Below are 24,682 nucleotides of genomic sequence, written 5' to 3'. Positions count from 1 at the left end.
GTTTTTTTACGAATACATCGCCGTGATCGATGCGCTGCCCAGCGAATGAAAATGGACGTTAAAGCCGACCATTGCGCCACTCGCACCCTCATCCACCTCAATCTTGTCCACATCCAGCGCGTGAACCGTGAAGATATAGCGGTGCGTTTCCCCTTTTGGCGGCGCGGCACCACCGTAACCCGCTTTGCCAAAATCGGTTCGGGTCTGGATAGCGCCTTCAGGCAGCGCCACCAGGTCAGAGCCGGAACCTTGCGGCAGAACGCGCGTATCCGCAGGCAGGTTCGCCACTATCCAGTGCCACCACCCTGAGCCTGTAGGAGCATCCGGGTCATAGCAGGTGACAACAAAGCTTTTGGTTCCCGCCGGAACATCGTCCCACGCCAGATGCGGAGAGATATTATCCCCCTGATAACCCATGCCGTTAAAAACGTGGCGTTCAGGCAGTTTTTCCCCGTCGCGCAGATCTTTACTGATGATTTTCATACGATTTACCTCGGTACCCGATTATGCAAAAAGTGTAATGCATAAACAGAGTACCGACGTTAACGCTCAGGGTTAAATCGCAAAATGTGCGGGAATGTTAACGGCGTCAACTACCGCAGCCGTTAACTGACGTAGCTGAGCCGACGAGATAACATAAGGCGGCATCAGATAGATAAGCTTGCCGAAAGGACGCACCCACACCCCCCGTTCCACGAAGAAACGCTGCAGCGCCGCCATGTTAACCGGATGGGTGGTCTCAATCACGCCGATGGCACCCAGCACGCGCACATCCGCCACGAATTCAGCCGCTGACGCTGCGCTCAGCTCCTGGCGAAGCTGCGCTTCAATCGTCGCGACCTGCGTTTGCCACTCGCCGCTCTCGAGAATGGCCAGGCTTTCGCTCGCCACCGCGCAGGCCAGCGGGTTGCCCATAAACGTCGGGCCGTGCATAAAGCAGCCTGCGTCGCCGTCGCTGATGGTGTCGGCAACGTGGCGCGTTGTCAGCGTGGCGGACAGCGTCATGGTGCCGCCGGTCAGCGCTTTACCCAGACACAGAATATCCGGTGCGATCCCCGCATGCTCGCAGGCGAACAGCTTGCCGGTGCGGCCAAATCCGGTGGCGATCTCATCGGCAATCAGCAGAATGCCCTCGCGATCGCACATCTTACGAATGCGCGTCAGCCACGCCGGGTGGTACATCCGCATCCCGCCTGCACCCTGCACAACCGGCTCAAGAATAACGGCGGCAATCTCATGGCGGTGGGCAGCCATCAGCCGCGCAAAACCGACCATGTCCATTTCATCCCACTCCCCGTCAAAACGGCTTTGCGGTGCCGGGGCAAAGAGGTTCTCTGGCAGATAGCCCTTCCACAGGCTGTGCATGGAGTTATCCGGATCGCACACCGACATCGCGCCGAACGTGTCGCCGTGATAGCCGTTGCGGAAGGTGAGGAACCGCTGGCGGGTCTCACCTCTGGCGTGCCAGTACTGCAGCGCCATTTTCATCGCCACTTCCACGGCAACAGAGCCGGAATCTGCAAGGAAAACGCACTCCAGCGGGGCCGGGGTCATCGCGACCAGACGCCGGCACAGGTCAACCGCAGGCTGATGGGTGATACCGCCAAACATCACGTGCGACATCTGGTCAATCTGCGCTTTCATCGCCGCATTCAGACGCGGGTGGTTATACCCGTGAATAGCCGCCCACCAGGATGACATGCCGTCCACAAGCGACTCACCGCTGCTCAGGGTCAGTTCGCACCCGTGAGCCGAGGCGACCGGGTAAACGGGGAGGGGGCGGGTAGTGGAAGTGTATGGGTGCCAGATATGCTGCTTGTCGAAGGCGAGATCGTCCTGGGTCATAATCGACTTGTAAACCATTTTGAAAAGTTTTAGGTTTACGAGTATAAACCGATCTGAAAATTAACAAAACCCTTTGGAGAAGCCCCATGGCTCACCACGCACGCTGGACGATGTCGCAAGTTACTGAATTATTCAATAAACCTTTCCTTGAGCTGATGTTTGAAGCCCAACAGGTGCATCGTCAGCACTTCGATCCACGCCATGTGCAGGTCAGTACGCTGCTGTCGATCAAGACCGGCGCATGCCCAGAAGATTGCAAATACTGCCCGCAGAGTGCGCGCTATAAAACCGGGCTTGAATCTGAACGTCTGATGGAAGTGGAGCAGGTACTCGACTCCGCCCGTAAGGCGAAAAATGCAGGCTCAACTCGATTCTGTATGGGCGCGGCATGGAAAAACCCGCACGATCGCGACATGCCGTATCTGGAGCAGATGGTGAAAGGGGTGAAAGAGATGGGGCTGGAAGCCTGCATGACCCTTGGCACGCTGAACGAAGAGCAGGCGCAACGCCTTTCCGCAGCAGGGCTGGATTACTACAACCACAACCTCGACACCTCCCCTGAATTTTACGGCAATATCATCACCACGCGGACCTATCAGGAGCGTCTCGACACGCTGGATAAAGTGCGTGACGCCGGCATCAAAGTCTGTTCCGGCGGGATTGTGGGACTGGGCGAAACGGTGAAAGACCGTGCGGGTCTTCTGCTGCAGCTGGCGAACCTGCCCACGCCGCCGGAAAGCGTGCCGATCAACATGCTGGTGAAAGTTAAAGGTACGCCACTGGCGGATAACGAAGACGTGGATGCATTTGATTTTATCCGCACCATTGCGGTGGCGCGTATCATGATGCCGACCTCCTACGTGCGCCTCTCGGCGGGTCGTGAGCAGATGAGCGAGCAGACGCAGGCGATGTGCTTTATGGCCGGGGCCAACTCCATCTTCTACGGCTGCAAACTGCTGACCACCCCGAACCCGGAAGAGGACAAAGACGTCCAGTTGTTCCGCAAGCTGGGGCTGAACCCGCATCAGACCGACGTCCTGACGGGGGATAACGAGCAACAGCAGCAGCTGGAGCAGCAGATTTTCAACGCCGATACTGACCAGTTCTACAACGCGGCAACCGTATGACCTGGCAGGCACGTATCCATTCCGCGCTTGAAGAACGGCGGGCGGCAGATGCCTTTCGCGTTCGCAACGTGGTAGAAAACGGCGCAGGCCGTTTTCTCACCCGCGAGGGCCGGCAGTTTTGCAATTTCTCCAGCAATGATTATCTCGGGCTGAGCCAGCACCCGGCAATCGTCCGCGCCTGGCAGCAGGGGGCGGAGCGGTTTGGCGTCGGCAGCGGCGGTTCGGGGCATGTCAGCGGCTACACCACGGCGCATCAGGCGCTGGAGGAGGCCCTTGCCGACTGGCTGGGGTATCCGCGTGCGTTGCTGTTCATTTCAGGTTTTGCCGCCAACCAGGCGGTCATCACCGCGCTAATGGGCAAGGACGACCGCATTGTTGCCGACCGCTTAAGTCACGCCTCGCTGCTGGAAGCGGCAAGTTTAAGCCCTGCGCAGCTCCGCCGCTTTGCCCATAACGATGCGGCTCAGCTTGCTGGCCTGCTCGATAAGCCCTGCACCGGACAGCAGCTGGTGGTCACAGAAGGGGTATTCAGCATGGACGGCGACAGTGCACCGCTGCGTCCGCTGCATGAGACGGCGCAGCGACAAAACGCCTGGCTGCTGGTTGATGATGCGCATGGTATTGGCGTGATGGGTGAGGAAGGGCGCGGTAGCATCCATCAGCAAAACGTGAAGCCGGAACTGCTGGTGGTGACTTTCGGGAAAGGTTTTGGCGTGAGCGGGGCGGCCGTGTTGTGCAGCGAGTCTGTCGCCGACTATCTGCTGCAGTTCGCCCGTCATCTCATTTACAGCACCAGTATGCCACCCGCACAGGCCGTGGCGCTGTCTGCATCACTGGCGGTGATCCGCAGCGCAGAAGGCGCGGAACGACGGGCGCGTCTGGCGGAACATATCCGGCGTTTTCGCCAGGGGTTACGCCATCTCCCGTTCCAGAGCACCGATTCGCAGAGCGCAATCCAGCCGGTGATGGTGGGGGAAAACGGTCTGGCTCTCACGCTGGCGCAGACGCTTCGCGAGCGGGGGATATGGGTGACGGCTATTCGTCCACCAACCGTACCGCCCGGCACTGCCCGACTGCGTCTGACGCTCACGGCGGCGCACGAAGCAGAGGATATCGAGGCACTTCTGGAGGCGCTGCATGACACCCGTGAATAAACAGGCGATCGCGGCGGCATTTGGCCGGGCCGCGCGCAGCTATTCGCAGCACGATGAACTCCAGCGTCAGAGCGCGCAGGGTCTGCTTGCTTTACTCGACGAGACCCGGTTCCCTCAGGTGCTGGACGCCGGGTGTGGGCCGGGTGCCAATAGCCGACACTGGCGTGCGGCCGGCAGCGAGGTGACGGCCATCGACCTGTCGCCCGATATGCTTGAGGAGGCCCGTCAGCAGCAGGCCGCGCACCACTATCTGGTTGCCGATATTGAGTCCATTCCGCTGCCGGATGCGCGGTTTGATCTGGTCTGGAGCCATCTGGCGGTACAGTGGTGCAGTAGTCTCCCGCAGGCATTAAACGAGCTTTATCGCGTGGCGCGCCCGGGTGGATGCGTGGCCTTCACCACGCTGCTGGAAAGCTCTTTACCGGAGCTCAATCAGGCGTGGAAAGCGGTGGATGAACAACCTCACGCTAACCGTTTTTTGCCGCACGAGCAGGTCATCCACGCGCTGGCGGGATGGCGCTATCGCTGTGCTGAGCAGACCATTACACTGAATTTCGACGATGCCTTCAGCGCCATGCGCTCCCTGAAGGGCATTGGCGCGACCCATCTGCATGCGGGGCGTGAAAAGAAACCTCTTACCCGCGGCCAGTTGCAGCGTCTGGAGCTGGCGTGGCCGCAGCAGCGGGGGCTGTTCCCGCTCTCATATCAACTTTTTCATGGGATTATTGAACGTGACTGAACGTTATTTTGTCACCGGAACAGATACCGAAGTGGGCAAGACGGTTGCCAGCTCAGCGCTGCTGCAGGCGGCGCGCATGCAGGGAAAAACCACCGCCGGATATAAGCCTGTCGCCTCCGGCAGCGAGATGACGGCGCACGGGTTACGCAATACCGACGCGCTGGCGCTCCAGCGTAACAGCACGCTTGAACTTGCCTATTCAGCGGTGAATCCGTACACCTTTGCCGAGCCCACCTCGCCGCATATTATCAGCGCCGATGAAGGTCGCCCGATTGATTTTGCCGTGCTTTCTGCCGGGTTACGCGCCCTTGAACGCCAGGCTGACTGGGTACTGGTGGAGGGCGCCGGTGGCTGGTTTACGCCACTTTCGGCGGACCAGACCTTTGCTGACTGGGTGCAAATCGAGCAGCTGCCGGTAATCCTGGTGGTAGGGGTCAAACTCGGCTGTATCAACCATGCGATGCTGACTGCCCAGGCCGTTCAGCAGGCCGGGCTGCGCCTGGCCGGCTGGATAGCCAACGACGTGGTTGCGCCGGGCAGGCGACATCAGGAGTATCTGGCAACGCTGAAGCGGGTGCTTCCTGCGCCGTTTCTTGGGGAGATCCCGTGGCTGGCTGACACTGCCGGGTGCGCTGAAACCGGGCATTACCTCGATCTCAGCGTCTTGCCTCCAGCGACATCCAGTGTGCGATAAGCTCGTCGTCCAGCTCGTTAACGTGGCCCTGGGCCACGTTACGCCCGCGATACAGCATGCAAAAGCGCTCCGCGACCCGGCGGATAAACGACAGCTGCTGCTCAGCTAACAACACCGTCATTCCCAGTTCCCGGTTTAACCGCACCAGCAGCTGGCTCAGCTTCTGGGCGAAGCTGTGGCCCGCGCCATGCATCGGTTCATCCAGAATCAGCATCCGCGGACGGATGACCAGCGCATTGGCCAGCGCCAGCTGATACTGGTCGTCTGGCGAAAGCGTGTTGGCCCGGGTTTGTCGCAGCGCATAGAGTTCCGGAAAGAGGTCGTAAACGTCACTTTTCGCTTCAGGGTCTGGTTTCCCTGTCGCGCGCATGGCGATATGCAGATTTTCATCAATGGTTAACTGGGAGAAAATCCGCCTGTCCTGCGGGACATAGCCTATTCCCGGGCCAGCGAAGGGTTCTGGCGTCTGGCTAAGCAAATCTCGCGGCGGTGCACCGGCTTCGTGCCAGATGATGGTGCCGCTGTCGACAGGCACTTTCCCGGCGATGCAATTCATCAGGGTCGTTTTGCCCATCCCCGGCAGGCCAACAACGCCTGTACACATGCCTTTGGGAAAATCTAAATCCACGTTCCATAGCGTATGTTGGCTTCCGTAAAACTGGTTAACTGCACGCAGACTCAACATCTTTCTCTCCTTAAAAATCTGTGTGGATGAGGCTCATTGTGGGATGTGCAAAACTCCTGCCAGAAACCCTAAATTGATTAAAAAAGAGGCTTTTTTAGGAATTTGTCCTGGATAAGCGGTGTGTGATTACCCCCTTTGCACATCCGCGGTGCCGGACGTGATGAGTTGTGGTGCAGGGTTAAAATGGTGGAAATGTGAGCAAGATCGCATCGGTTGGTTATGAATGACACAACTGTTTATCAGCAAAAAATAGCTATAAAAAATTTTTGCTGCCGTTTCGTGGGAAAAGTCGGGAATTTGCTGAGCGGCGGTCTGCACGGGCTGGAAGCAGTTATCCACTATTCCTGTGGATAACCATGTGCATTAGAGTTAGAAAACACGCGATAAGCGAGAGAAGACGCGGGTTACGACCAAATTGGCGCGAAACGCGGCTTTAGAAAATATCGCTTAATATTTAATTGGTTAGATAAAAGCAATTGCCGTAATGAAAGTGTCACCTGTTGCCATAAAACTATCATTACCTGGCTTGACAAATGTTAAAAAAGAAAAAGTTCTGGGGATAACCCGTCCTGACTGGTGTTTTATGTTGTCACGGTCCAAATTTTGACCGCTATCGCGCTAATCACCCTGCCGGTACTCTAAATATCCTGACATGCTACTGGTTTTTCATCCAGTGTTTTTTACTGGCATTCCTGGCAGCAACGAGTAAAATTACTCACCTGCCGCTTATAACGTCATCAGGTTGTCGCCCATGAGTAAACCGTTCAAATTGAATTCTGCATTCCGTCCTTCCGGCGATCAGCCTGAGGCGATCCGACGTCTCGAAGAGGGGCTGGAAGATGGGCTGGCGCACCAGACGCTGCTGGGGGTAACCGGTTCGGGCAAAACGTTTACCATTGCCAACGTTATCGCCGATCTGCAGCGCCCCACGATGGTGCTGGCCCCAAACAAAACCCTGGCCGCTCAGCTTTACGGTGAGATGAAAGAGTTCTTCCCGGATAACGCCGTGGAATATTTTGTCTCCTACTACGATTACTACCAGCCTGAAGCGTATGTCCCGAGCTCTGACACCTTCATTGAGAAAGATGCCTCGGTGAACGAACACATTGAGCAGATGCGTCTGTCGGCGACGAAGGCGCTCCTTGAGCGTCGCGATGTGGTGGTGGTGGCGTCAGTGTCGGCTATCTACGGTCTGGGCGATCCGGATCTCTATCTCAAGATGATGCTGCACCTGACCCAGGGGATGATCATCGATCAGCGCGCTATTTTACGCCGTCTGACAGAGCTGCAGTACACCCGTAACGATCAGGCGTTCCAGCGCGGTACCTTCCGCGTGCGCGGCGAGGTGATTGATATCTTCCCGGCAGAGTCGGACGATATCGCCCTGCGCGTTGAGCTGTTTGACGAAGAAGTTGAACGCCTGTCGCTGTTTGACCCGCTGACCGGCCACGTCGAGTCGGTTGTTCAGCGCTATACCATCTACCCGAAAACGCACTACGTGACGCCACGCGAGCGTATCGTGCAGGCGATGGAAGAGATCAAAGTTGAACTGGCAGACCGCCGTAAGGTGCTTCTGGCGAATAATAAGCTGCTGGAAGAGCAACGCCTGAGCCAGCGCACCCAGTTTGACCTGGAGATGATGAACGAGCTGGGCTACTGCTCCGGTATCGAAAACTACTCACGTTTCCTCTCCGGGCGTGGTCCGGGCGAGCCACCGCCGACGCTGTTTGACTATCTGCCGGCAGACGGTCTGCTGGTGATCGACGAATCTCACGTGACTATCCCGCAAATTGGCGGGATGTATCGCGGTGACCGGGCGCGTAAAGAGACGCTGGTGGAGTATGGTTTCCGTCTGCCATCGGCGCTGGATAACCGTCCCATGAAGTTTGAAGAATTTGAGGCGCTGGCACCGCAAACCATCTACGTCTCGGCTACGCCGGGCAACTACGAGCTTGAAAAATCGGGCGATGAGGTGGTTGACCAGGTCGTGCGTCCGACCGGGCTGCTGGATCCGATTATCGAGGTGCGTCCGGTCGCCACTCAGGTTGACGATCTGCTGTCAGAAATCCGTATCCGCGCGGCCATCAACGAGCGCGTGCTGGTAACGACGTTGACCAAGCGCATGGCGGAAGATCTCACCGAGTATCTTGAGGAGCACGGTGAGCGGGTGCGTTACCTCCACTCGGATATCGATACCGTCGAGCGTATGGAGATCATCCGCGACCTGCGTCTGGGCGAGTTTGACGTGCTGGTGGGTATCAACCTGCTGCGAGAAGGCCTGGATATGCCGGAAGTCTCGCTGGTGGCGATTCTGGATGCCGACAAAGAAGGCTTCCTGCGTTCTGAACGCTCCCTGATCCAGACCATTGGCCGTGCCGCGCGTAACGTTAACGGTAAAGCGATCCTTTACGGTGACAAAATTACCCCGTCAATGGCGAAAGCAATTGGCGAAACGGAGCGTCGTCGTGAGAAACAGCAGCGTTACAACGAAGAGCACGGCATTACGCCGCAGGGCCTGAACAAGAAAGTGGTGGATATTCTGGCGCTGGGTCAGAACATTGCGAAGACCAAAGCGAAAGGGCGCGGGAAAGCGCGTTCAGTGGTTGAGCCGGATACCGTCGAGCTGACGCCAAAAGCGCTGCAGCAGAAAATCCACGAACTGGAAGGGCAGATGATGCAGCATGCGCAGAACCTCGAATTCGAAGAGGCCGCGCAAATCCGCGACCAGCTGCATCAACTGCGCGATCTGTTTATTGCCGCCTCCTAGGTAAAAGCAAAATGACAGCCGCAGGCTGTCATTTTTTTAGTGTTTGCTCTCTCCCGTGGGAGAGAAGTTGGGTGAAGGCATAATTTCTATCCCAGGTCCTGAATCGCCTTCTCCAGCGCTTCACGCAGCAGGTGACGGTCGTGGCGATATTTAATATCGCTCGCTTCCAGCGGCTCCTGCACCACCACGCGATCGCCAATCCCTGATACATCAACTTTCGGGCCGACCACCACGCCATCGATGATTTTCTTCCCGACGTACTGCTCCATCAGATTCAGTTTGTCCGCCAGCGACAGGCTGGCCGCCGCCGGGCTCAGCTCACGGCCTAAATTGCCGATGTAAACCATGGGGGCGGGCGTTCTGCGCAGGGCCTGTGCCAGCTCTTTGACCAGTAAAATGGGCATCAGGCTGGTGTAAAAACTGCCCGGCCCAATCAAAATCAAATCCGCTTCGCCGATGGCCTCAATGGCTTCACGCGTGGCGGGCACGCTTGGGTAGGTCATCAGCTCTTTTGGCGGCACGGTAAGCTGGTCGATGTTCACTTCGCCATAAACCTCGTGCCCTTCCGCATCGATTGCCATTAAATCGACCGGTTGTTCGGACATCGGGATCAGGAACGCGTCAACCTTGAGCAGGTTTCGGATCAAATTGATGGCTTCCAGCGGGCGCACTGACAGGTGATCCAGCGCTTTAAGCATCAAATTTCCAAGGTTATGCCCGGAAAGTTCGCCGTTACCGCCAAAACGGTACTCAAACATCGCCGAAGCGACGCTCGGCTCGGTAATTAACTGGTTCAGACAATTACGCATATCGCCCCAGGCGATACCCCCTTCCGCGCGTCGAATACGCCCGGTGGAGCCGCCATTATCCGTGGTTGTCACTATCCCTGTCAGCCTTGAGCCAAGTGAAGACAGAGAAGACATCACTCGCCCCAGACCATGGCCTCCGCCAAGAGCGACAACACGGTCAAGATCCGCAAAAGTGCGATTGCGCATACACATTCCTTATCACGTTCGATCTGCGTAACACTACCTTAACTACCCCTAAAAGACGATGCCTCACCCGGCGCAAAATGACGTATATCAATGTGAACATGCTGTTTTTAGGTATTCTGTAGCGAAAATACACGATTATGTCGTTATGTATATGGTTATATAGCGTTAAGTGATAATGGCGAAGGGAAGATTTCCGCGCTACTATCGCCATAACCACGTTTTCAAATTTGAAAACATACACTCGAGCCCTGGCGCCTGTGTCGAAAGATATGGCGTCCTGGCCGTGGCGAATATGCCACCAGGGTACAGAAAGAAATGACTGTGCCTCCCGTCTCTGGAAAGGTGTACATGGCTTCACAACTTACTGATGCATTCGCGCGTAAGTTTTTTTACTTACGTCTGTCGATTACCGATGTGTGCAACTTCCGTTGCACCTACTGCCTGCCCGATGGCTACAAACCGGGCAGCGTCACCAATAACGGCTTTCTCTCCGTGGACGAAGTGCGCCGCGTCACGCGCGCATTCTCTGAACTCGGCACGGAAAAGGTCCGCCTGACCGGAGGGGAACCCTCTCTGCGTCGTGATTTCCCCGATATCATTGCTGCGGTGCGTGAGAACGATCGTATCCGTCAGATTGCGGTCACCACCAACGGGTACCGCATGGCTCGCGACGTTGCGGCCTGGCGCGACGCGGGCTTAACCGCCATCAACGTCAGCGTGGACAGCCTCGATGCCCGCCAGTTTCATGCCATTACCGGCCAGGATAAATTCCGCCAGGTGATGGACGGAATTGACGCGGCATTCAGTGCCGGGTTCCAGAAGGTCAAAGTCAATACGGTGCTGATGCGTGACGTCAACCATCACCAGCTTGATACCTTCCTGGCGTGGATCAAATCCCGCCCCATCCAGTTGCGTTTTATCGAGCTGATGGAAACCGGCGAGGGCAGTGAGCTGTTCCGTCGGCATCACATCTCCGGCATGGTGTTGCGTGATGAGCTGCTGAAACGCGGCTGGATCCACCAGATCCGTCAGCGCAGCGACGGCCCGGCGCAGGTCTTTTGTCACCCGGATTACGAAGGGGAAATCGGGCTTATCATGCCGTATGAGAAAGACTTCTGTGCCAGCTGTAACCGTCTTCGCGTCTCCTCCGTTGGTAAGCTGCATCTGTGCCTGTTCGGGGATGGCGGTGTCGACCTTCGCGATCTGCTGGCGGAAGACGCCCAACAGGCCGCGCTTGAAGCGCGGATTTCTGAAGCTCTGACGCACAAAAAACAGACCCACTTCCTGCATCAGGGCAACACCGGCATTACTCAGAACCTGTCCTACATTGGCGGGTAATCAGGCTTAAGAAGGAACCAGAAGATGAGTCAGGTTAGCGCGGAATTTATCCCGACACGCATTGCTATTCTTACCGTTTCCGACCGCCGCGGTGAAGAGGATGACACCTCCGGCCACTGGCTGCGCGATGCGGCACATGATGCCGGGCACAGTATTGTTGATAAGGCGATCGTGAAAGAGAACCGTTATGCCATTCGTGCACGGGTCTCTCAGTGGATTGCCAGCGATGAGGTGCAGGTGGTGCTGATCACCGGTGGCACCGGTTTTACCACAGGCGACCAGGCTCCCGAGGCACTCGTCCCGCTGTTTGACCGGGAAGTGGAAGGCTTTGGTGAAGTGTTCCGCATGCTCTCGTTTGAAGAGATTGGCACCTCCACGCTGCAGTCGCGTGCGGTTGCCGGTGTGGCGAACGGCACGTTGATTTTTGCCATGCCCGGCTCGACAAAAGCGTGTCGCACCGCGTGGGAAAATATCATTGCGCCGCAGCTGGATGCCCGTACCCGTCCGTGTAATTTCCATCCCCATTTAAAGAAATAAGTTATGTCGCAACTGACCCACATTAACGCCGCTGGCGAAGCACATATGGTGGATGTCTCCGCCAAAGCCGAAACGGTGCGTGAAGCGCGTGCTGAAGCCTTCGTGACCATGTTGCCAGAGACCCTGGCGATGATTATTGACGGCAGCCATCACAAAGGCGACGTCTTTGCCACCGCCCGCATCGCCGGGATCCAGGCTGCGAAACGCACCTGGGACTTAATTCCGCTCTGCCACCCGCTGATGTTGAGCAAGGTGGAAGTCAACCTGCAGGCGCAGCCGGAGCACAACCGCGTGCGCATCGAGTCGCTCTGCCGCTTAACCGGGAAAACCGGGGTTGAGATGGAAGCCCTGACGGCGGCCTCTGTCGCCGCGTTGACTATCTATGACATGTGCAAAGCGGTGCAGAAAGATATGGTGATTGGCCCGGTTCGTTTGCTGGCGAAAAGCGGTGGTAAATCCGGTGATTTTAAGGTGGACAGCCATGATTAAGGTGCTCTTTTTTGCTCAGGTCCGCGAGCTGGTGGGCACCGACAGCCTGACGCTTGATGCCCCCTTTGACACCGTTGCCGACCTGCGTGCGCATCTTGCCGCGCAAAGCGACCGCTGGGCGCTGGCGCTGGATGAAGGCAAGCTGCTGGCCGCGGTTAACCAGACGCTGGTGGAGCTGACCCATCCGCTGACGGCCGGGGATGAAGTGGCCTTCTTCCCGCCGGTGACAGGGGGCTAAGATGGCTGAAACCCGAATTCTGGTAGGTCATGATCGTTTCAGCGTTGGTACAGAATATGACTGGCTGGCAGAGCGTGACGAAGACGGTGCGGTTGTCACCTTCACCGGCAAAGTGCGTAACCATAATCTCGGCGACAGCGTAAAGGCGCTGACGCTGGAACACTATCCGGGCATGACGGAGAAATCCCTCGCGGAGATCGTTGAACAGGCGCGTGGCCGCTGGCCGCTCGGGCGAGTGACGGTTATCCACCGTATTGGTGAAATGTGGCCTGGTGAGGAAATCGTTTTTGTCGGCGTGACCAGTGCCCATCGTAGTAGCGCCTTTGCAGCAGGGGAGTTCATTATGGATTACCTCAAAACCAAAGCGCCATTCTGGAAACGTGAAGCGACGCCGGAAGGCGACAGGTGGGTTGAGTCGCGTGACAGCGACAAAGAAGCCGCCAGTCGTTGGTAGTCGGTTTGCGTGGATGTGTTAGTCTTAACATGTGTGTCTACTTAATCAGGAGTGAATCATGGACCGATTTCCGCGTTCCGATTCAATAGTACAGCAGACCCGTACCGGGCTGCAGACGTATATGGCTCAGGTTTATGGCTGGATGACGGTCGGTTTACTGCTGACCGCCTTTATCGCATGGTATGCAGCCAACACGCCTGAGCTGATGATGTTTATCTTCTCGAGCAAAATCACCTTCTTTGGGCTGATCATCGCGCAACTGGCGCTGGTCTTTGTTCTGTCCGGCCTGGTGCAGAAGCTGAGCGCCGGAATGGCGACCACGCTGTTTATGCTCTATTCGGCACTGACGGGGCTGACGCTCTCCAGCATCTTCATCGTGTATACCTATTCCTCCATCGCCAGCACGTTTGTGGTCGCTGGCGGGATGTTTGGTGCGATGAGCCTCTACGGCTACACCACGAAGCGTGACCTGAGTGGTTTCGGCAGCATGCTGTTTATGGGGCTGATTGGGATTGTGCTGGCGTCGCTGGTGAACCTGTGGCTGAAGAGTGAAGCGCTGATGTGGGCGGTGACCTATATCGGGGTGGTGATCTTCGTCGGTTTGACGGCCTACGACACTCAGAAGCTGAAAAATATTGGCGAACAGATTGACGTACGCGACAGCTCAAACCTGCGCAAATACGCGATTCTGGGCGCCCTGACGCTGTATCTGGACTTCATCAACCTGTTCCTGATGTTGCTGCGTATTTTAGGCAACCGTCGTTAAGGGTGTTTCCCTTACCCGACCTGCGTTGCGCAGGCCGGGTAAGTTCCCCCGCCAGACCTCACTTCGCTAACGCTTTTTCATTCTTCGCCCGCAGTTTCTTCGCCCGACTCTCCAGCACCAGATAACATACCGTTGCCAGCGCCAGCGGCAGGAAGTAATAGAGCATACGGTAGGCCAGCAGGGCGGCAATAATCGTACCCTGTGAAACATGCTCTCCGGCGAGCAGGGCGATAAATACCGCCTCCAGCACCCCAATCCCCGCCGGAATATGCACGATCACGCCGGCAATGCTGCTGACCAGCAGCACGCCCAGCACAAAGAAGTAATTCACATCTTCACCAATGAGCATCCAGATAATCGCCCCCATCGCCATCCAGTTGGCGCTGGACACGGCCATCTGCAGGACCGCGAATTTCCACGAAGGCAGCACCAGTTTTTGCCCCTTGATGGTCATATGTCGGCGTTTGGCAAAGGCGCAGGCCCAAAGATAGAGCGCAATGATGAGCAGTAATGCAAAGCCTAAAATCCGCAGCGTGGTTTCATCGATGTACCAGTGCGCAGGCAATTGCACCACGCCGATGGTGAAAATCACCCCGCCGAGCAGAATGTAACCCAGCCAGTTGGTGGTGATGCTGAGGGAAAAAATGCGCGTAATGGTCCCACCCGGCAGGCCGAGGCGCGAGTAAAGGCGATAGCGCATGCCGATCCCGCCCACCCAGGTACTCAATGTCAGGTTAAAGGCGTAACAGATAAACGACACCAGCATGACCTGGCGCTTCGCAAGCTTATGGCCGCAGTAGGTGCGGCCCAGCAGGTCATAGCAGCCGTACATAAGGTAGCTCACAATCACTAGCCCCACCGCGCCCAGCAGCACCAGCCGGTTGTAGTTGCGGATAACTTTCCACACCTCTTCCCAGTCAACTTTCTGGGCGTAAACCACCAGCAGAACCGCGACGGCGATGAAAAACAGCCAGGTGAGGATCTTTTTAGCCAGCCGCCAGCGTGGATGTGATTTCGACATCAGGTTTTCCCTCCATCTTCCGCTTCAACGCGGTCCTGGGTTTCCATTTCGGGCTGGACAGGCGGATCCACTAGCGCAAGTTTTGGCGTGTGCGCCGGCAGCCAGCCCACCATCGCCGGGAAATGACGCAGGAAGTGGAACACCACCACGCTAATGCCCAGATTCCACCAGGTGCGTTTGGGCACCATGGATTCGTCCACGCGCACGCAGTCGTTCACGATCAACGCCTGCAGGTTATCCCTCAGAGTCTGGTTGAACTGGCGATCGTGGATGATCAGGTTAGCTTCAAGATTGAGTGACAAACTCAGCGGGTCGAGATTGCTGGAGCCCACGGTGGCCCAGTGATCGTCCATCAGGGCTACTTTGCCGTGCAGCGGCCGGCGGCGATATTCGTAAATTTGTACGCCACCTTTCACCAGATAGTTGTACAGCAACCGGGCACCGATTTTGACAATCTGCATGTCCGGCTCGCCCTGAACGATGAGCTTCACGCGCACGCCGCGTCGGGCCGCATTGCGCATGGCATGCAGCAGGCGATAGCCCGGGAAAAAGTAGGCGTTGGCGATGATCACTTCGCGCTTCGCATTCGCCAGCATCTTCAGGTAATGCCGCTCAATGTCGTCCCGGTGCTCACCGTTGTCCCGCCAGACAAACAGCGCCTGCGCTTCACCGGGGTGACGGTTCTCTTCCGGACGATGATGGCGGCGCTGCCACCAGCGCCGGGCAGCCTCTTTACCGGGCAGGTTTTCCAGCTCAAAGAGCAGGATATCCTGCACCACCGGTCCTTCAATGCGAATCGCGTAATCCTGCTTGGCTTCCGGGCCGTAATCGGACATATGTTCAGCGGAGTAGTTAATGCCGCCAACAAACGCTACCGTCTCATCCACCACCACAATTTTGCGGTGCATCCGGCGGAAAAGATTGGTACGCATGCCGAAAAGGCGAGGGCCAGGATCGTAATAACGGAACACGACGCCTGCTGAGGTGAGCTCATTGACGAACGCATCACTGAGGTCCGGTGAGCCATAGCCATCCAGCAGCACTTCGATTTTGACGCCACGCAGGGCAGCACGCAGCAGCACGCTGTGCAACTGCTTACCGACGTCGTCTTCGAACCAGATAAACGTCTCAAGGATCACTTTCTGCTTTGCGTGGTCAATCGCGTCAAACACCGCGGGGTAATATTCATCCCCGTTGACCAGCAGCGTGATCCGGTTGCCTTCCTGCCATGAACATTTCATAAGTGGATCTCCGCGCTGAGCGGCGCATGGTCGGAAAGATGTCGCCAGTTAAGTAACGCCAGTGCAGTCGGGCTGCTGGCATGGGCGTTTTTCACGTAGATTCTGTCGAGTCGCAAAAACGGGAACCGTACCGGAAAGGTGCGTGCAGGCCTGCCGTTTGCACGGGTGAAAATCTCCTCAAGTCCCGCATCAACCTTCAACGGATGGTTAGCCCGCTGCCGCCAGTCGTTGAAATCACCGGCCACGACCACGGGTTCACCTTCGGGCAGGGCATTGGTCCATTCGGCCAGCATTTTTAGCTGTGCCTGGCGATGGGCTTCGCGCAGGCCCAGATGAACACAGCCCACGTGCACCGGGAACGCCAGGTCCGGCGGGGCGATGCGGCAGTAAAGCAGCCCGCGTTTTTCACTTTCACCCACAGAGACGTCGCGGTTCTCGTAATGTTCGATGGGAAAACGTGACAGCACCGCATTACCGTGATGCCCTTCCGGGTACACCGCGTTGCGCCCGTAGGCGTAATCACTCCACATGGTGTCGGCCAGGAATTCGTAGTGCGGGGTGTCCGGCCAGTTTTCAAAGTGAAGCGGATGCACTTCGTGCGCGCCCATGACTTCCTGAAGGCAGACAATGTCCGCGCTGACGGTGCGTACCGCGTCGCGCAGCTCCGGTAAAATGAAGCGGCGGTTAAATGCTGTGAAGCCTTTATGAATGTTTATCGTCAGCACTTTAAGCGAGAAATGCTGCATTTTTTTGGTCATACGTTCCTTCCAGGGTGACTATCCCGATGAAAATAAAGTGTAGTAGGCGTCACAAAAAGATGCGGTGTTACGGAATTTTCCGTAAAGTGCGGTAGTCTGATTAAGCAGAGAAAAATCCTTCAGGAGAGAAGCCATGAAGTGGCAACAACGCGTTCGTGTCGCAACTGGCCTGAGTTGCTGGCAGATAATGTTGCATTTACTGGTCGTGGCCGTACTGGTGATGGGCTGGATGAGCGGCACGCTGGTGCGGGTCGGCTTAGGGCTATGCGTCCTCTATGGCGTCACCGTACTGTCGATGCTGTTTTTACAGCGCCACCACGAAGCACGCTGGCGTGAGGTGGGTGATGTGCTCGAAGAGCTCACCACCACCTGGTACTTTGGTGCGGCGATGATTGTGCTTTGGTTGCTGTCGCGTGTGCTGCAAAACAACCTGCTGCTGGCCCTGGCCGGTCTGGCAATCCTCGCAGGGCCTGCCGTGGTCTCGTTACTGACCAAAGAGAAAAAGCTACGCGATGTTTCGTCTAAACATCACGTACGCCACTGAGCCCGTCGTGGCCGCTATAATCAGTAGCGGCCACAAACTTCCCCAGACAATGTCCAGACTCGCATCCTTCAGATAGATCTGCTTGGTGATATCCGTGAAGTGCCGAATCGGGTTTATCCACGTCAAATCCTGTAACCATACCGGCATGTTCTCGACGGGCGAGACGTAACCCGAAAGCAAAATCGCCGGCATCATAAAGACGAACACGCCAATAAATGCCTGCTGCTGGGTAGAGCAGAGCGCGGAAATCAGCAGTCCAAACCCGACCAGCGACAGCCCGTAAATCACCATGGTGAAGTAGAACAGCGCCAGCGAACCGGCGAACGGGATCTGGTAGGCCCATATTCCCACGCCCAGCACGATGGTGGCCTGGAAGGTCGCGACAATCAGCGCCGGAACCGCTTTGCCGACGAAAATTTGCCATGTTGCGAGCGGGGAAACCAGCAGCTGATCGAGCGTCCCCTGTTCGCGCTCACGGGCGACGGAGAGCGACGTTACGATCATCACTCCGATGGTGGTGATCATGGCGATCAGCGATGGCACCACGAACCATTTGTAATCCAGATTCGGGTTATACCAGTTGCGCACCACCAGCTCGCTGTTGTTAGGTTTTGGTTTCCCGTCCATCAACTCCTGTTGGTAATCTTTCACCACCTGCTGAAGATAGTTGGCTGCAATCTGGGCGCTGTTGGAGTTGCGCCCGTCGAGGATTAACTGCATTGGTGCCGTCTGGAAGGTATCCAGGTTGCGGGAAAAATCGGCCGGAAAACGCACCAGCAATAATGCTTTTTGCGTATCGATGGTGGGCTGGATCTCCTGGGGGCTTTTCAGCAGCAGGATGTGGGTAAAAGCCTTCGCCCGGGCGAAACGCTGCGTCAATTCGACGGAATGTTTGCCGTTATCTTCGTTGTAGATAGCAATGGTGGCGTTAGTCACCTCCAGCGTGGCGGCAAACGGGAAGAGCAACACCTGAAGCAACACCGGTAATACCAGAATGGCGCGCGTCTGCGGCTCGCGCAGCAGCGACTGCAGCTCTTTGCGTATCAATGTCCATAAACGGTGAAACATGTTCGCTCCTTAATCCAGACGCCGTTTGGTCTTTATCCACGTCAGCCCAATAAACATCGTTGCCGATGCCAGCAAAAACAGCGTGTTGATGATCAGCACCACCGGAATATTCCCCGCCAGGAACAGGCTTTGCAGCGTACTCACGAAGTAGCGCGCCGGAATAATGTAGGTCACGGCACGGATCACGGCGGGCATGCTGTCTATCTGGAAAATAAACCCGGACAGCATAATCGACGGTAAAAAGGCGGCGTTCAGGGCCACCTGCGCGGCGTTGAACTGGTTACGGGTGATGGTGGAGATAAGCAGCCCCATCCCGAGGGTGCTCAGTAAAAACAGACTGGTGATAAAGAAGAGCACCACCAGCGATCCGCGGTACGGCACGCCGAGGATAAACACCGAGACCAGCATGCAGAGCAGCATCGCCAGCATGCCGAGGAAGTAGTAGGGGATAAGCTTACAGAGCAGCAGTTCAACCCGTGTGACCTCGGTAGACAGCAGCGCCTCCATGGTGCCGCGTTCCCACTCGCGGGCAATCACCAGCGAGGTCAAAATGGCGCCAATAACCGTCATGATGATGGTCACCGCACCCGGGATAATAAAATGCTGGCTAATGGCCGCAGGGTTAAACCAGTAGCGCGTCTGCACGTCGATCAGCGGTTCGAAGGTTTCCCCGCGATCTTCGGCGCGCTGCATTTGCCACAGCTGCCAGATGCCCTCCACATAGCCTTGTACAAAGTTCGCGGTGTTTGGCTCGCTGCCGTCGGTGATCACCTGCACCGGCGCATTGGCATCGGTGCGCGCCATGTTGGCGGCAAAATCCACCGGGATCACCACCAGCCCACGTATCTTCCCGGCCTGCATCATCTGGATTAACGCCTGCCGGTTGTCGCTGATGGTGGCGTCGATGTAAGGGGAGCCGGTCATGGTGTGGGTGAAATCAAGCGCCTCTTCGCTCTGCTGCTCCAGCAAAATCCCGACCCGCAGTTTGCTGGAGTCGAGGTTGATCCCGTAGCCAAAGATAAAGAGCAGCAGCAGGGGGATCACCACAGCGATCAGCCAGCTGCTGGGGTCACGCACGATCTGGCGCGTCTCTTTGATACACAACGCACGCACCCTGCGCCACGAAATGGCGTTATTGCGCATGGGCATTCTCCTTATCCCAGTCGTGGATGAGGGTAATAAACGCCTGTTCCATGGTCGGGTCCGGGACCTCGTCATCGGCGGCCTGTTCTTTCAGGTCGTCCGGCGTACCGTGGGCAATCAGCTTGCCGCGATACACCAGCCCGATGCGGTCGCAGTATTCCGCCTCATCCATAAAGTGGGTGGTTACCATGACCGTGACCCCTTTCTCCACCATGCTGTTAATATGCAGCCAGAACTCGCGGCGGGTGAGGGGGTCAACGCCGGACGTCGGCTCATCGAGAAACAGGATATCGGGCTCATGCATTAATGAGCAGGCCAGCGCCAGCCGCTGCTTGAAGCCGAGCGGCAGTTCGTCGGTGGCATGGGAAGCAATGCCCGTCAGGCCAAAGGCCTCGCTCATGCGGTGGATTTTCTCGTTCTGCGCGCGGCCCCGCAGGCCGTACACGCCGGAGAAAAAGCGCAGGTTCTGCTCGACCGTCAGGTTGCCATACAGTGAGAATTTCTGCGCCATATAGCCCAGATGCTGACGCGCCTTGCCGGAGCTGACCTTCAGGTCCATGTCGAGCACCAGCGCTTTGCCCGAGGTCGGTACCAGCAGGCCGCACATCATCTTAAAAGTGGTCGATTTCCCGGCACCGTTTGGCCCGAGCAGGCCAAAAATCTCACCGCGTTTCACCGCGAAATTGACGTTATCGGTGGCGGCGAAATCCCCAAACTTTTTGGTGAGGGATTTGGCTTCAATCACCGTTTCACCCGGCGTGCCTTCAACCGTGTGCAGGATCGCGGCGAGGGGGGATTCTGATGTCCCTGCGCCGCCGAGCAGATCGATAAACGCATCTTCAAAGCGTGGCGCGGTCTCCTCCATCTCAATTTCAGGCATTCCCGGTGCACGGCGTATATCGTCCGCGGTCGCCTCTTTCGTGAGGATCACGCGCACCGAACGGCCCTGAATCATTCCGTCGCTGACCTGAGGCAGCTTTAGCACCCGCTGCAGCAGCTGACGGTTGGAGGCCTGGGCGCTGTGCAGCAGGAAGCTGCGTCCAGCCATGCTCTGCGTCAGCGTGGTCGGCTCTCCCTGATAAAGCAGTTCACCTTCGTTCATCAGCAGAACGTCACGGCACTGTTCCGCTTCATCAAGGTACGAGGTGCTCCAGAGGATCAGCATCCCATCGCCGGCTAACTCATGCACCATCTGCCACAGCTCGCGGCGCGAAATCGGGTCGACGCCCACGCCAGGTTCATCGAGCAAGAGAACCTTCGGCTCGCCCACCAGCGTACAGGCCAGCCCCAGCTTCTGTTTCATCCCGCCGGAGAGCTTGCCCGCCAGCCGGTCGGTGAAGGGGCCAAGCGAGGTAAATTCCAGCAAACGGGCAAAGGTCTTCTGACGGGTTTCGCCAGTGACGCTGCGCAGGTCAGCATACAGATTGAGGTTTTCCATCACCGTCAGGTCTTCATACAGACCAAACTTCTGCGGCATATAGCCCAGCATGGCATGGAGCGCGCCATCGTCTTTAATCGGGTCGAGTCCGAGCACGCTGGCGATTCCTTCATCGGGCTTTAACAAACCCGCCAGCATCCGCATCAGCGTCGTTTTGCCTGCGCCGTCCGGGCCAACCAGCCCGGTCACATAGCCTTTCTGAATGGTACAGTTCAGCGGGGCGACGGCAGGTTTTTCCATTCCCGCGAAGCGTTTGACCAGATTGTTGAGCTGAATAACCGCGTCATTCATGTCGTTCCCCGTCGCTGACTTTTACGGTGACAGGCATGCCCTGACGCAGCGCGTCATCGGCATCGGTCACGATGATGCGCAGGCGATAAACCAGGTCGGTACGCAGATCCGGCGTTTCAACCGTTTTAGGCGTGAACTCAGCCGTCGGTGACACAAAGCCAACTTTGCCATGATACGGTTTATCCGGCCGACCGTCGGTGTAGAGCAGCAGCTCGCGGCCCGGCTGCATCTGGCCGAGATTAGGCTCATCAATGTAGGCGCGCACCCATACCGGACGCGTCAGCGAAAGCGTCAGGACGGTGCTTCCCGCGCTTAACATGCTGCCCGGCTCCACGGCGCGGGTCATCAGCGTGCCGTCAGACGGGGCAATGAGCGTGGTGTCGTGCAGATCCAGTTCCGCCTGCGCCAGCTGCGCCTGCGCCTGTTCCAGGCTGGCTTTTGCCTGGGCGATGTCCTGCGGGCGATTACCGGTGTGGTACTGGCTTAATTTATCCTGGGCGGATTTCAGCGTCGCCTGGGCCTGGTCGCGGGAGGAGCGGGCGTTTTCCAGGTCGTTGGCGGAAATGGTGCGGCTTTTCCACAGCCCCTGCTGGCGGGCATAGAAGTTTTGTGCGTAGTCATAGGCGGCCTGGGCCTGTTTGACCGCGGCGGCGGCCTGAGCAATCTCTTCGTCACGGTAGCCGGCCAGCATCAGGTCATATTGCGCCTGCGCCACGGAAACGCCTGCTTTCGCCTGCATCAGCGCGTTCTCGTACGGGGCCTTGTCGAGCATCCCCAGCATCTGACCGGTTTTGATGGTATCGCCTTCATCAACGGTGAGGGAGGCCAGGCGCCCCCCGACGCGGAAACTCATATTCACGGTGCGAATATCGACGTTACCGTACAGCGTCAGGCCTCTGTCCTGGTGACTTTGATACCACAGCCAGCCGCCGATACCTGCGGCAAGCAGAACAACGACCACCAGAATGATGGCGACAGGTTTTTTCATGACTTCAGGCTCCTTTGCGTTAAGCCTTGCAGGATCAGATCGAGATGACAGGTGATGACCTGGCTAATCTGCGCGGCTTTATCCTCATCAAATTGTGTCCAGCCGGTGCGTAACAGGATCGTTTCGCGCCCAAGACGGAAGGCGAGAATTTCACCCAGCAGGGCGTGGGTATGCAAAATAGTCTCGGTATCGTCGGCGTCTCGTCCGGTATAGGCCGCGATCAGCCGGGTCAGGTGCGTATGCATCGGAGCAATCACCTGATCGTGCACTCGCTGGTAAGCCGCCGTAGGGGAGAGCTGCTCACGGGAGATGAACTTACTCAGGCTCAGCGTCTCGTCGTGGGTCAGCAGGCGAATCATATTGTCGCAGGCGCTGATAATCAGCTGCCTGATGGCGGCGCGATCCGGCGACGGCTGGCTCAATAGCCCGCTGGCCTCTTCAACGTGTGGCCGAAAATGGTTACCGATAAAGTCGGCGATCCACTGGGCACAGGCGAGGTACAAATCCTCTTTTGAGCCAAAATAGTAGGTGATAGCCGCAATGTTTTGCCCGGCCTGCGCCGCGATGTCCCGCGTGGTGGCATGCAGACCATATTCGCCAAACTGCGCCAGCGCGGCGGCAATAAGCTGGTTTCTGGCCTGTTCACCTTTCGATGTCGTTGGGGTCGTATTCATGGCGGTTTTAAAAATTAATCAATCGATTGATTAACATTATGCCCGGTTGCCCATTTTGTCCAGTGACCACACGGTGGGAAATCTTTCGTCAACGCAGCGCCGCGGGATATTTTATGCGCCACGTCACAAAACCTGCTACACTCCGCTGCTTCACGACATTGTGGTTTTTGTCCTTCCCTATTCGTTATATCTCCCTGAAAACTACACCTGTGATGGTCGGGGCGGTTCGGAGTTTTTATGTCTTTTGATTCCCTTGGCCTGAACCCTGAAATTTTGCGCGCTATCGCAGAGCAGGGCTACGTCGAGCCAACCCCAATCCAGCAGCAGGCTATTCCGGCCGTTCTGCAGGGCCGCGACCTGATGGCCAGCGCCCAGACCGGTACCGGTAAGACCGCGGGTTTTACCCTGCCGCTGTTAGAGCTGCTGGTAAAAAATCAGCCGCATGCCAAAGGACGTCGTCCGGTGCGTGCCCTGATCCTCACCCCAACGCGTGAGCTGGCGGCCCAGATTGGTGAGAACGTGCGTGAGTACAGCCGCTATCTCAACATTCGCTCGCTGGTGGTTTTCGGTGGAGTAAGCATTAACCCGCAGATGATGAAGCTGCGCGGTGGCGTGGACGTGCTGGTGGCAACGCCGGGTCGTCTGTTGGATCTTGAGCACCAGAATGCCCTGAAGCTTGATAGCATCGAAATCCTGGTGCTGGACGAAGCTGACCGCATGCTGGATATGGGCTTTATCCACGACATTCGTCGCGTGCTGGCTAAGCTGCCACCGCGTCGTCAGAACCTGCTGTTCTCTGCCACCTTCTCTGATGAGATCAAGGCGCTGGCGGAAAAACTGCTGCATAACCCGCTGGAAGTGGAAGTGGCGCGCCGCAACACCGCCTCTGAGCAAATTACCCAGCACGTGCACTTCGTTGATAAAAAACGTAAGCGGGAACTGCTCTCCCATATGATTGGTCAGGGCAACTGGCAGCAGGTGCTGGTCTTTACCCGTACCAAGCACGGCGCTAACCATCTGGCGGAACAACTGAATAAAGACGGTATCCGCAGCGCGGCGATCCACGGCAACAAAAGCCAGGGGGCACGTACCCGCGCGCTGGCTGAATTTAAATCCGGTGACATTCGCGTCCTGGTTGCCACCGACATTGCTGCCCGCGGTCTGGACATTGAAGAGCTGCCGCATGTCGTAAACTACGAGCTGCCAAACGTACCGGAAGACTATGTTCACCGTATCGGTCGTACCGGTCGTGCGGCGGCAACCGGTGAAGCGCTTTCGCTGGTGTGTGTGGATGAACACAAACTGCTGCGTGATATCGAACGTCTGCTGAGAAAAGAGATCCCGCGTATCGAAACCCCGGGCTATGACGTTGACCCGTCCATCAAGGCGGAGCCTATTCAGAATGGCCGTCAGGGCGGCGGCGGTGGTCGTGGTCAGGGTGGCGGAGGGCGCAGTCAGCAGCCGCGTCGTTCTGAAGGCGGTGCACCGAAAGCCGCGGGCAAACCTCCGCGTCGTAATACAGAGGCTAAGCCAGGCGGTGAAAGCCCATGGCGTAGCGGCGAGGGGAAACCGGCAGGGGAAGGGCAGCGCCGACGCCGCCCGCGTAAACCTGCTAACCCGCAGTAATCTGGAAGCCCGGTCGTAAAGCCGGGCTTTTCTTTTGCGGCAGCGGAAAGAAAGTGCCACAA

The 24,682-nt window shown here is 57.2% G+C and carries 25 protein-coding genes and 1 riboswitch; of the genes, 13 read left to right on the top strand and 12 right to left on the bottom strand.

Annotated elements, in window-relative coordinates; all coding sequences use genetic code 11:
• Positions 1-6: 6 nt before the first annotated feature.
• Both BJP35_RS09185 and bioA read right to left on the bottom strand, forming a co-directional pair.
• The gene (locus tag BJP35_RS09185; RefSeq protein WP_014169213.1) at positions 7-483 is read right to left on the bottom strand and encodes a kinase inhibitor; all 477 of its coding nucleotides are present in this window, start codon (positions 481-483) and stop codon (positions 7-9) included.
• A 72-nt stretch (positions 484-555) separates the two neighbouring features.
• Entirely contained in the window at positions 556-1,863 is a 1,308-nt protein-coding gene (gene bioA / locus BJP35_RS09180; RefSeq protein WP_086463045.1) for an adenosylmethionine--8-amino-7-oxononanoate transaminase, read from the bottom strand.
• Positions 1,864-1,931: 68 nt separating this feature from the next.
• Between bioA and bioB the strand changes: the two genes are divergently transcribed.
• From bioB to bioD, 4 genes are read left to right on the top strand one after another with little or no spacing between them, the layout of a single operon-like run.
• Positions 1,932-2,972 (top strand): biotin synthase BioB, encoded by a 1,041-nt coding sequence (bioB, locus tag BJP35_RS09175; RefSeq protein WP_014169215.1) that lies wholly within the window; start codon positions 1,932-1,934, stop codon positions 2,970-2,972.
• Positions 2,969-4,126, top strand: a complete 1,158-nt coding sequence (gene bioF, locus BJP35_RS09170) for an 8-amino-7-oxononanoate synthase (RefSeq protein WP_047743866.1) — start codon at positions 2,969-2,971, stop codon at positions 4,124-4,126. The genes bioB and bioF overlap by 4 nt, the downstream gene beginning before the upstream one ends.
• Positions 4,110-4,865, top strand: a complete 756-nt coding sequence (gene bioC, locus BJP35_RS09165; protein ID WP_047743864.1) for a malonyl-ACP O-methyltransferase BioC — start codon at positions 4,110-4,112, stop codon at positions 4,863-4,865. Before bioF ends, bioC begins: the two co-directional genes overlap by 17 nt.
• Positions 4,858-5,559: a dethiobiotin synthase gene (gene bioD, locus BJP35_RS09160; protein ID WP_047743862.1), complete on the top strand. Its 702-nt coding sequence runs from the start codon at positions 4,858-4,860 to the stop codon at positions 5,557-5,559. Before bioC ends, bioD begins: the two co-directional genes overlap by 8 nt.
• Here bioD and BJP35_RS09155 read toward each other — a convergent pair.
• Positions 5,522-6,244, bottom strand: coding sequence for an ABC transporter ATP-binding protein (locus BJP35_RS09155; RefSeq protein ID WP_014169219.1), 723 nt, complete (start codon positions 6,242-6,244; stop codon positions 5,522-5,524). The genes bioD and BJP35_RS09155 overlap by 38 nt on opposite strands.
• A 751-nt stretch (positions 6,245-6,995) precedes the next feature.
• On the opposite strand from BJP35_RS09155, the gene uvrB reads away from it, so the two are divergent.
• Complete coding sequence (gene uvrB / locus BJP35_RS09150) at positions 6,996-9,011, top strand: excinuclease ABC subunit UvrB (RefSeq protein WP_020884934.1); 2,016 nt, start codon at positions 6,996-6,998, stop codon at positions 9,009-9,011.
• 86 nt (positions 9,012-9,097) lie between these two features.
• On the opposite strand, the gene yvcK is transcribed toward uvrB, so the two are convergent.
• Positions 9,098-10,006, bottom strand: coding sequence for a uridine diphosphate-N-acetylglucosamine-binding protein YvcK (gene yvcK, locus BJP35_RS09145; RefSeq protein WP_020884933.1), 909 nt, complete (start codon positions 10,004-10,006; stop codon positions 9,098-9,100).
• Between the two features lie 226 nt (positions 10,007-10,232).
• A riboswitch (molybdenum cofactor riboswitch) is annotated at positions 10,233-10,367 on the top strand.
• Between yvcK and moaA the strand changes: the two genes are divergently transcribed.
• The 6 genes from moaA (at position 10,355) to BJP35_RS09110 (ending at position 13,828) form a co-directional block, all read left to right on the top strand.
• Positions 10,355-11,344, top strand: a complete 990-nt coding sequence (moaA, locus tag BJP35_RS09135) for a GTP 3',8-cyclase MoaA (protein ID WP_032677720.1) — start codon at positions 10,355-10,357, stop codon at positions 11,342-11,344. It overlaps the preceding riboswitch by 13 nt.
• A 24-nt stretch (positions 11,345-11,368) precedes the next feature.
• Complete coding sequence (moaB, locus tag BJP35_RS09130) at positions 11,369-11,881, top strand: molybdenum cofactor biosynthesis protein B (protein WP_020884931.1); 513 nt, start codon at positions 11,369-11,371, stop codon at positions 11,879-11,881.
• 3 nt (positions 11,882-11,884) lie between these two features.
• Complete coding sequence (gene moaC, locus BJP35_RS09125) at positions 11,885-12,370, top strand: cyclic pyranopterin monophosphate synthase MoaC (protein WP_008501142.1); 486 nt, start codon at positions 11,885-11,887, stop codon at positions 12,368-12,370.
• Complete coding sequence (moaD, locus tag BJP35_RS09120; RefSeq protein WP_020884929.1) at positions 12,363-12,608, top strand: molybdopterin synthase sulfur carrier subunit; 246 nt, start codon at positions 12,363-12,365, stop codon at positions 12,606-12,608. The genes moaC and moaD overlap by 8 nt, the downstream gene beginning before the upstream one ends.
• A gap of 1 nt (position 12,609) precedes the next feature.
• Positions 12,610-13,062 carry a molybdopterin synthase catalytic subunit MoaE gene (gene moaE, locus BJP35_RS09115; RefSeq protein ID WP_014169225.1) on the top strand — a complete coding sequence of 151 codons (453 nt, stop codon included), beginning with the start codon at positions 12,610-12,612 and terminating at the stop codon, positions 13,060-13,062.
• A 58-nt stretch (positions 13,063-13,120) separates the two neighbouring features.
• Positions 13,121-13,828, top strand: a complete 708-nt coding sequence (locus tag BJP35_RS09110) for a Bax inhibitor-1/YccA family protein (RefSeq protein WP_014169226.1) — start codon at positions 13,121-13,123, stop codon at positions 13,826-13,828.
• Positions 13,829-13,886: 58 nt separating this feature from the next.
• Here the strand turns inward: BJP35_RS09110 and BJP35_RS09105 are convergent, their stop codons facing one another.
• The 3 genes from BJP35_RS09105 to BJP35_RS09095 are packed head-to-tail and all read right to left on the bottom strand — an operon-like array spanning position 13,887 to position 16,848.
• Complete coding sequence (locus BJP35_RS09105; RefSeq protein ID WP_047743859.1) at positions 13,887-14,849, bottom strand: YbhN family protein; 963 nt, start codon at positions 14,847-14,849, stop codon at positions 13,887-13,889.
• Positions 14,849-16,090: a cardiolipin synthase ClsB gene (clsB, locus tag BJP35_RS09100; protein WP_014169228.1), complete on the bottom strand. Its 1,242-nt coding sequence runs from the start codon at positions 16,088-16,090 to the stop codon at positions 14,849-14,851. The genes BJP35_RS09105 and clsB overlap by 1 nt, the downstream gene beginning before the upstream one ends.
• Positions 16,087-16,848 (bottom strand): endonuclease/exonuclease/phosphatase family protein, encoded by a 762-nt coding sequence (locus BJP35_RS09095; protein ID WP_014169229.1) that lies wholly within the window; start codon positions 16,846-16,848, stop codon positions 16,087-16,089. The genes clsB and BJP35_RS09095 overlap by 4 nt, the downstream gene beginning before the upstream one ends.
• 133 nt (positions 16,849-16,981) lie before the next feature.
• On the opposite strand from BJP35_RS09095, the gene BJP35_RS09090 reads away from it, so the two are divergent.
• Positions 16,982-17,392, top strand: a complete 411-nt coding sequence (locus tag BJP35_RS09090) for a YbhQ family protein (RefSeq protein ID WP_014169230.1) — start codon at positions 16,982-16,984, stop codon at positions 17,390-17,392.
• On the opposite strand, the gene BJP35_RS09085 is transcribed toward BJP35_RS09090, so the two are convergent.
• From BJP35_RS09085 to cecR, 5 genes are read right to left on the bottom strand one after another with little or no spacing between them, the layout of a single operon-like run.
• The gene (locus BJP35_RS09085; RefSeq protein ID WP_014169231.1) at positions 17,354-18,460 is read right to left on the bottom strand and encodes an ABC transporter permease; all 1,107 of its coding nucleotides are present in this window, start codon (positions 18,458-18,460) and stop codon (positions 17,354-17,356) included. The two genes, BJP35_RS09090 and BJP35_RS09085, sit on opposite strands and share 39 nt — an antisense overlap.
• A gap of 9 nt (positions 18,461-18,469) precedes the next feature.
• Positions 18,470-19,603 carry an ABC transporter permease gene (locus BJP35_RS09080; protein ID WP_047743857.1) on the bottom strand — a complete coding sequence of 378 codons (1,134 nt, stop codon included), beginning with the start codon at positions 19,601-19,603 and terminating at the stop codon, positions 18,470-18,472.
• The gene (locus tag BJP35_RS09075) at positions 19,593-21,332 is read right to left on the bottom strand and encodes an ATP-binding cassette domain-containing protein (RefSeq protein ID WP_032681389.1); all 1,740 of its coding nucleotides are present in this window, start codon (positions 21,330-21,332) and stop codon (positions 19,593-19,595) included. The genes BJP35_RS09080 and BJP35_RS09075 overlap by 11 nt, the downstream gene beginning before the upstream one ends.
• The gene (hlyD, locus tag BJP35_RS09070) at positions 21,325-22,320 is read right to left on the bottom strand and encodes a secretion protein HlyD (protein WP_014169234.1); all 996 of its coding nucleotides are present in this window, start codon (positions 22,318-22,320) and stop codon (positions 21,325-21,327) included. Before hlyD ends, BJP35_RS09075 begins: the two co-directional genes overlap by 8 nt.
• On the bottom strand, positions 22,317-22,994 hold the full coding sequence (gene cecR / locus BJP35_RS09065) for a transcriptional regulator CecR (RefSeq protein ID WP_047743855.1): 678 nt from the start codon (positions 22,992-22,994) through the stop codon (positions 22,317-22,319). The genes hlyD and cecR overlap by 4 nt, the downstream gene beginning before the upstream one ends.
• Positions 22,995-23,231: 237 nt before the next feature.
• Here cecR and rhlE point away from each other — a divergent pair, with 237 nt between their 5' ends.
• Positions 23,232-24,620, top strand: coding sequence for an ATP-dependent RNA helicase RhlE (rhlE, locus tag BJP35_RS09060; RefSeq protein WP_020884924.1), 1,389 nt, complete (start codon positions 23,232-23,234; stop codon positions 24,618-24,620).
• Positions 24,621-24,682: the final 62 nt, after the last annotated feature.

The sequence above is a fragment of the Enterobacter sp. J49 genome, assembly GCF_002148625.1.
In the GTDB taxonomy this organism is placed as follows: Bacteria; Pseudomonadota; Gammaproteobacteria; order Enterobacterales; family Enterobacteriaceae; genus Enterobacter; species Enterobacter ludwigii.
This window is presented reverse-complemented; position numbering and strand designations above follow the sequence as displayed.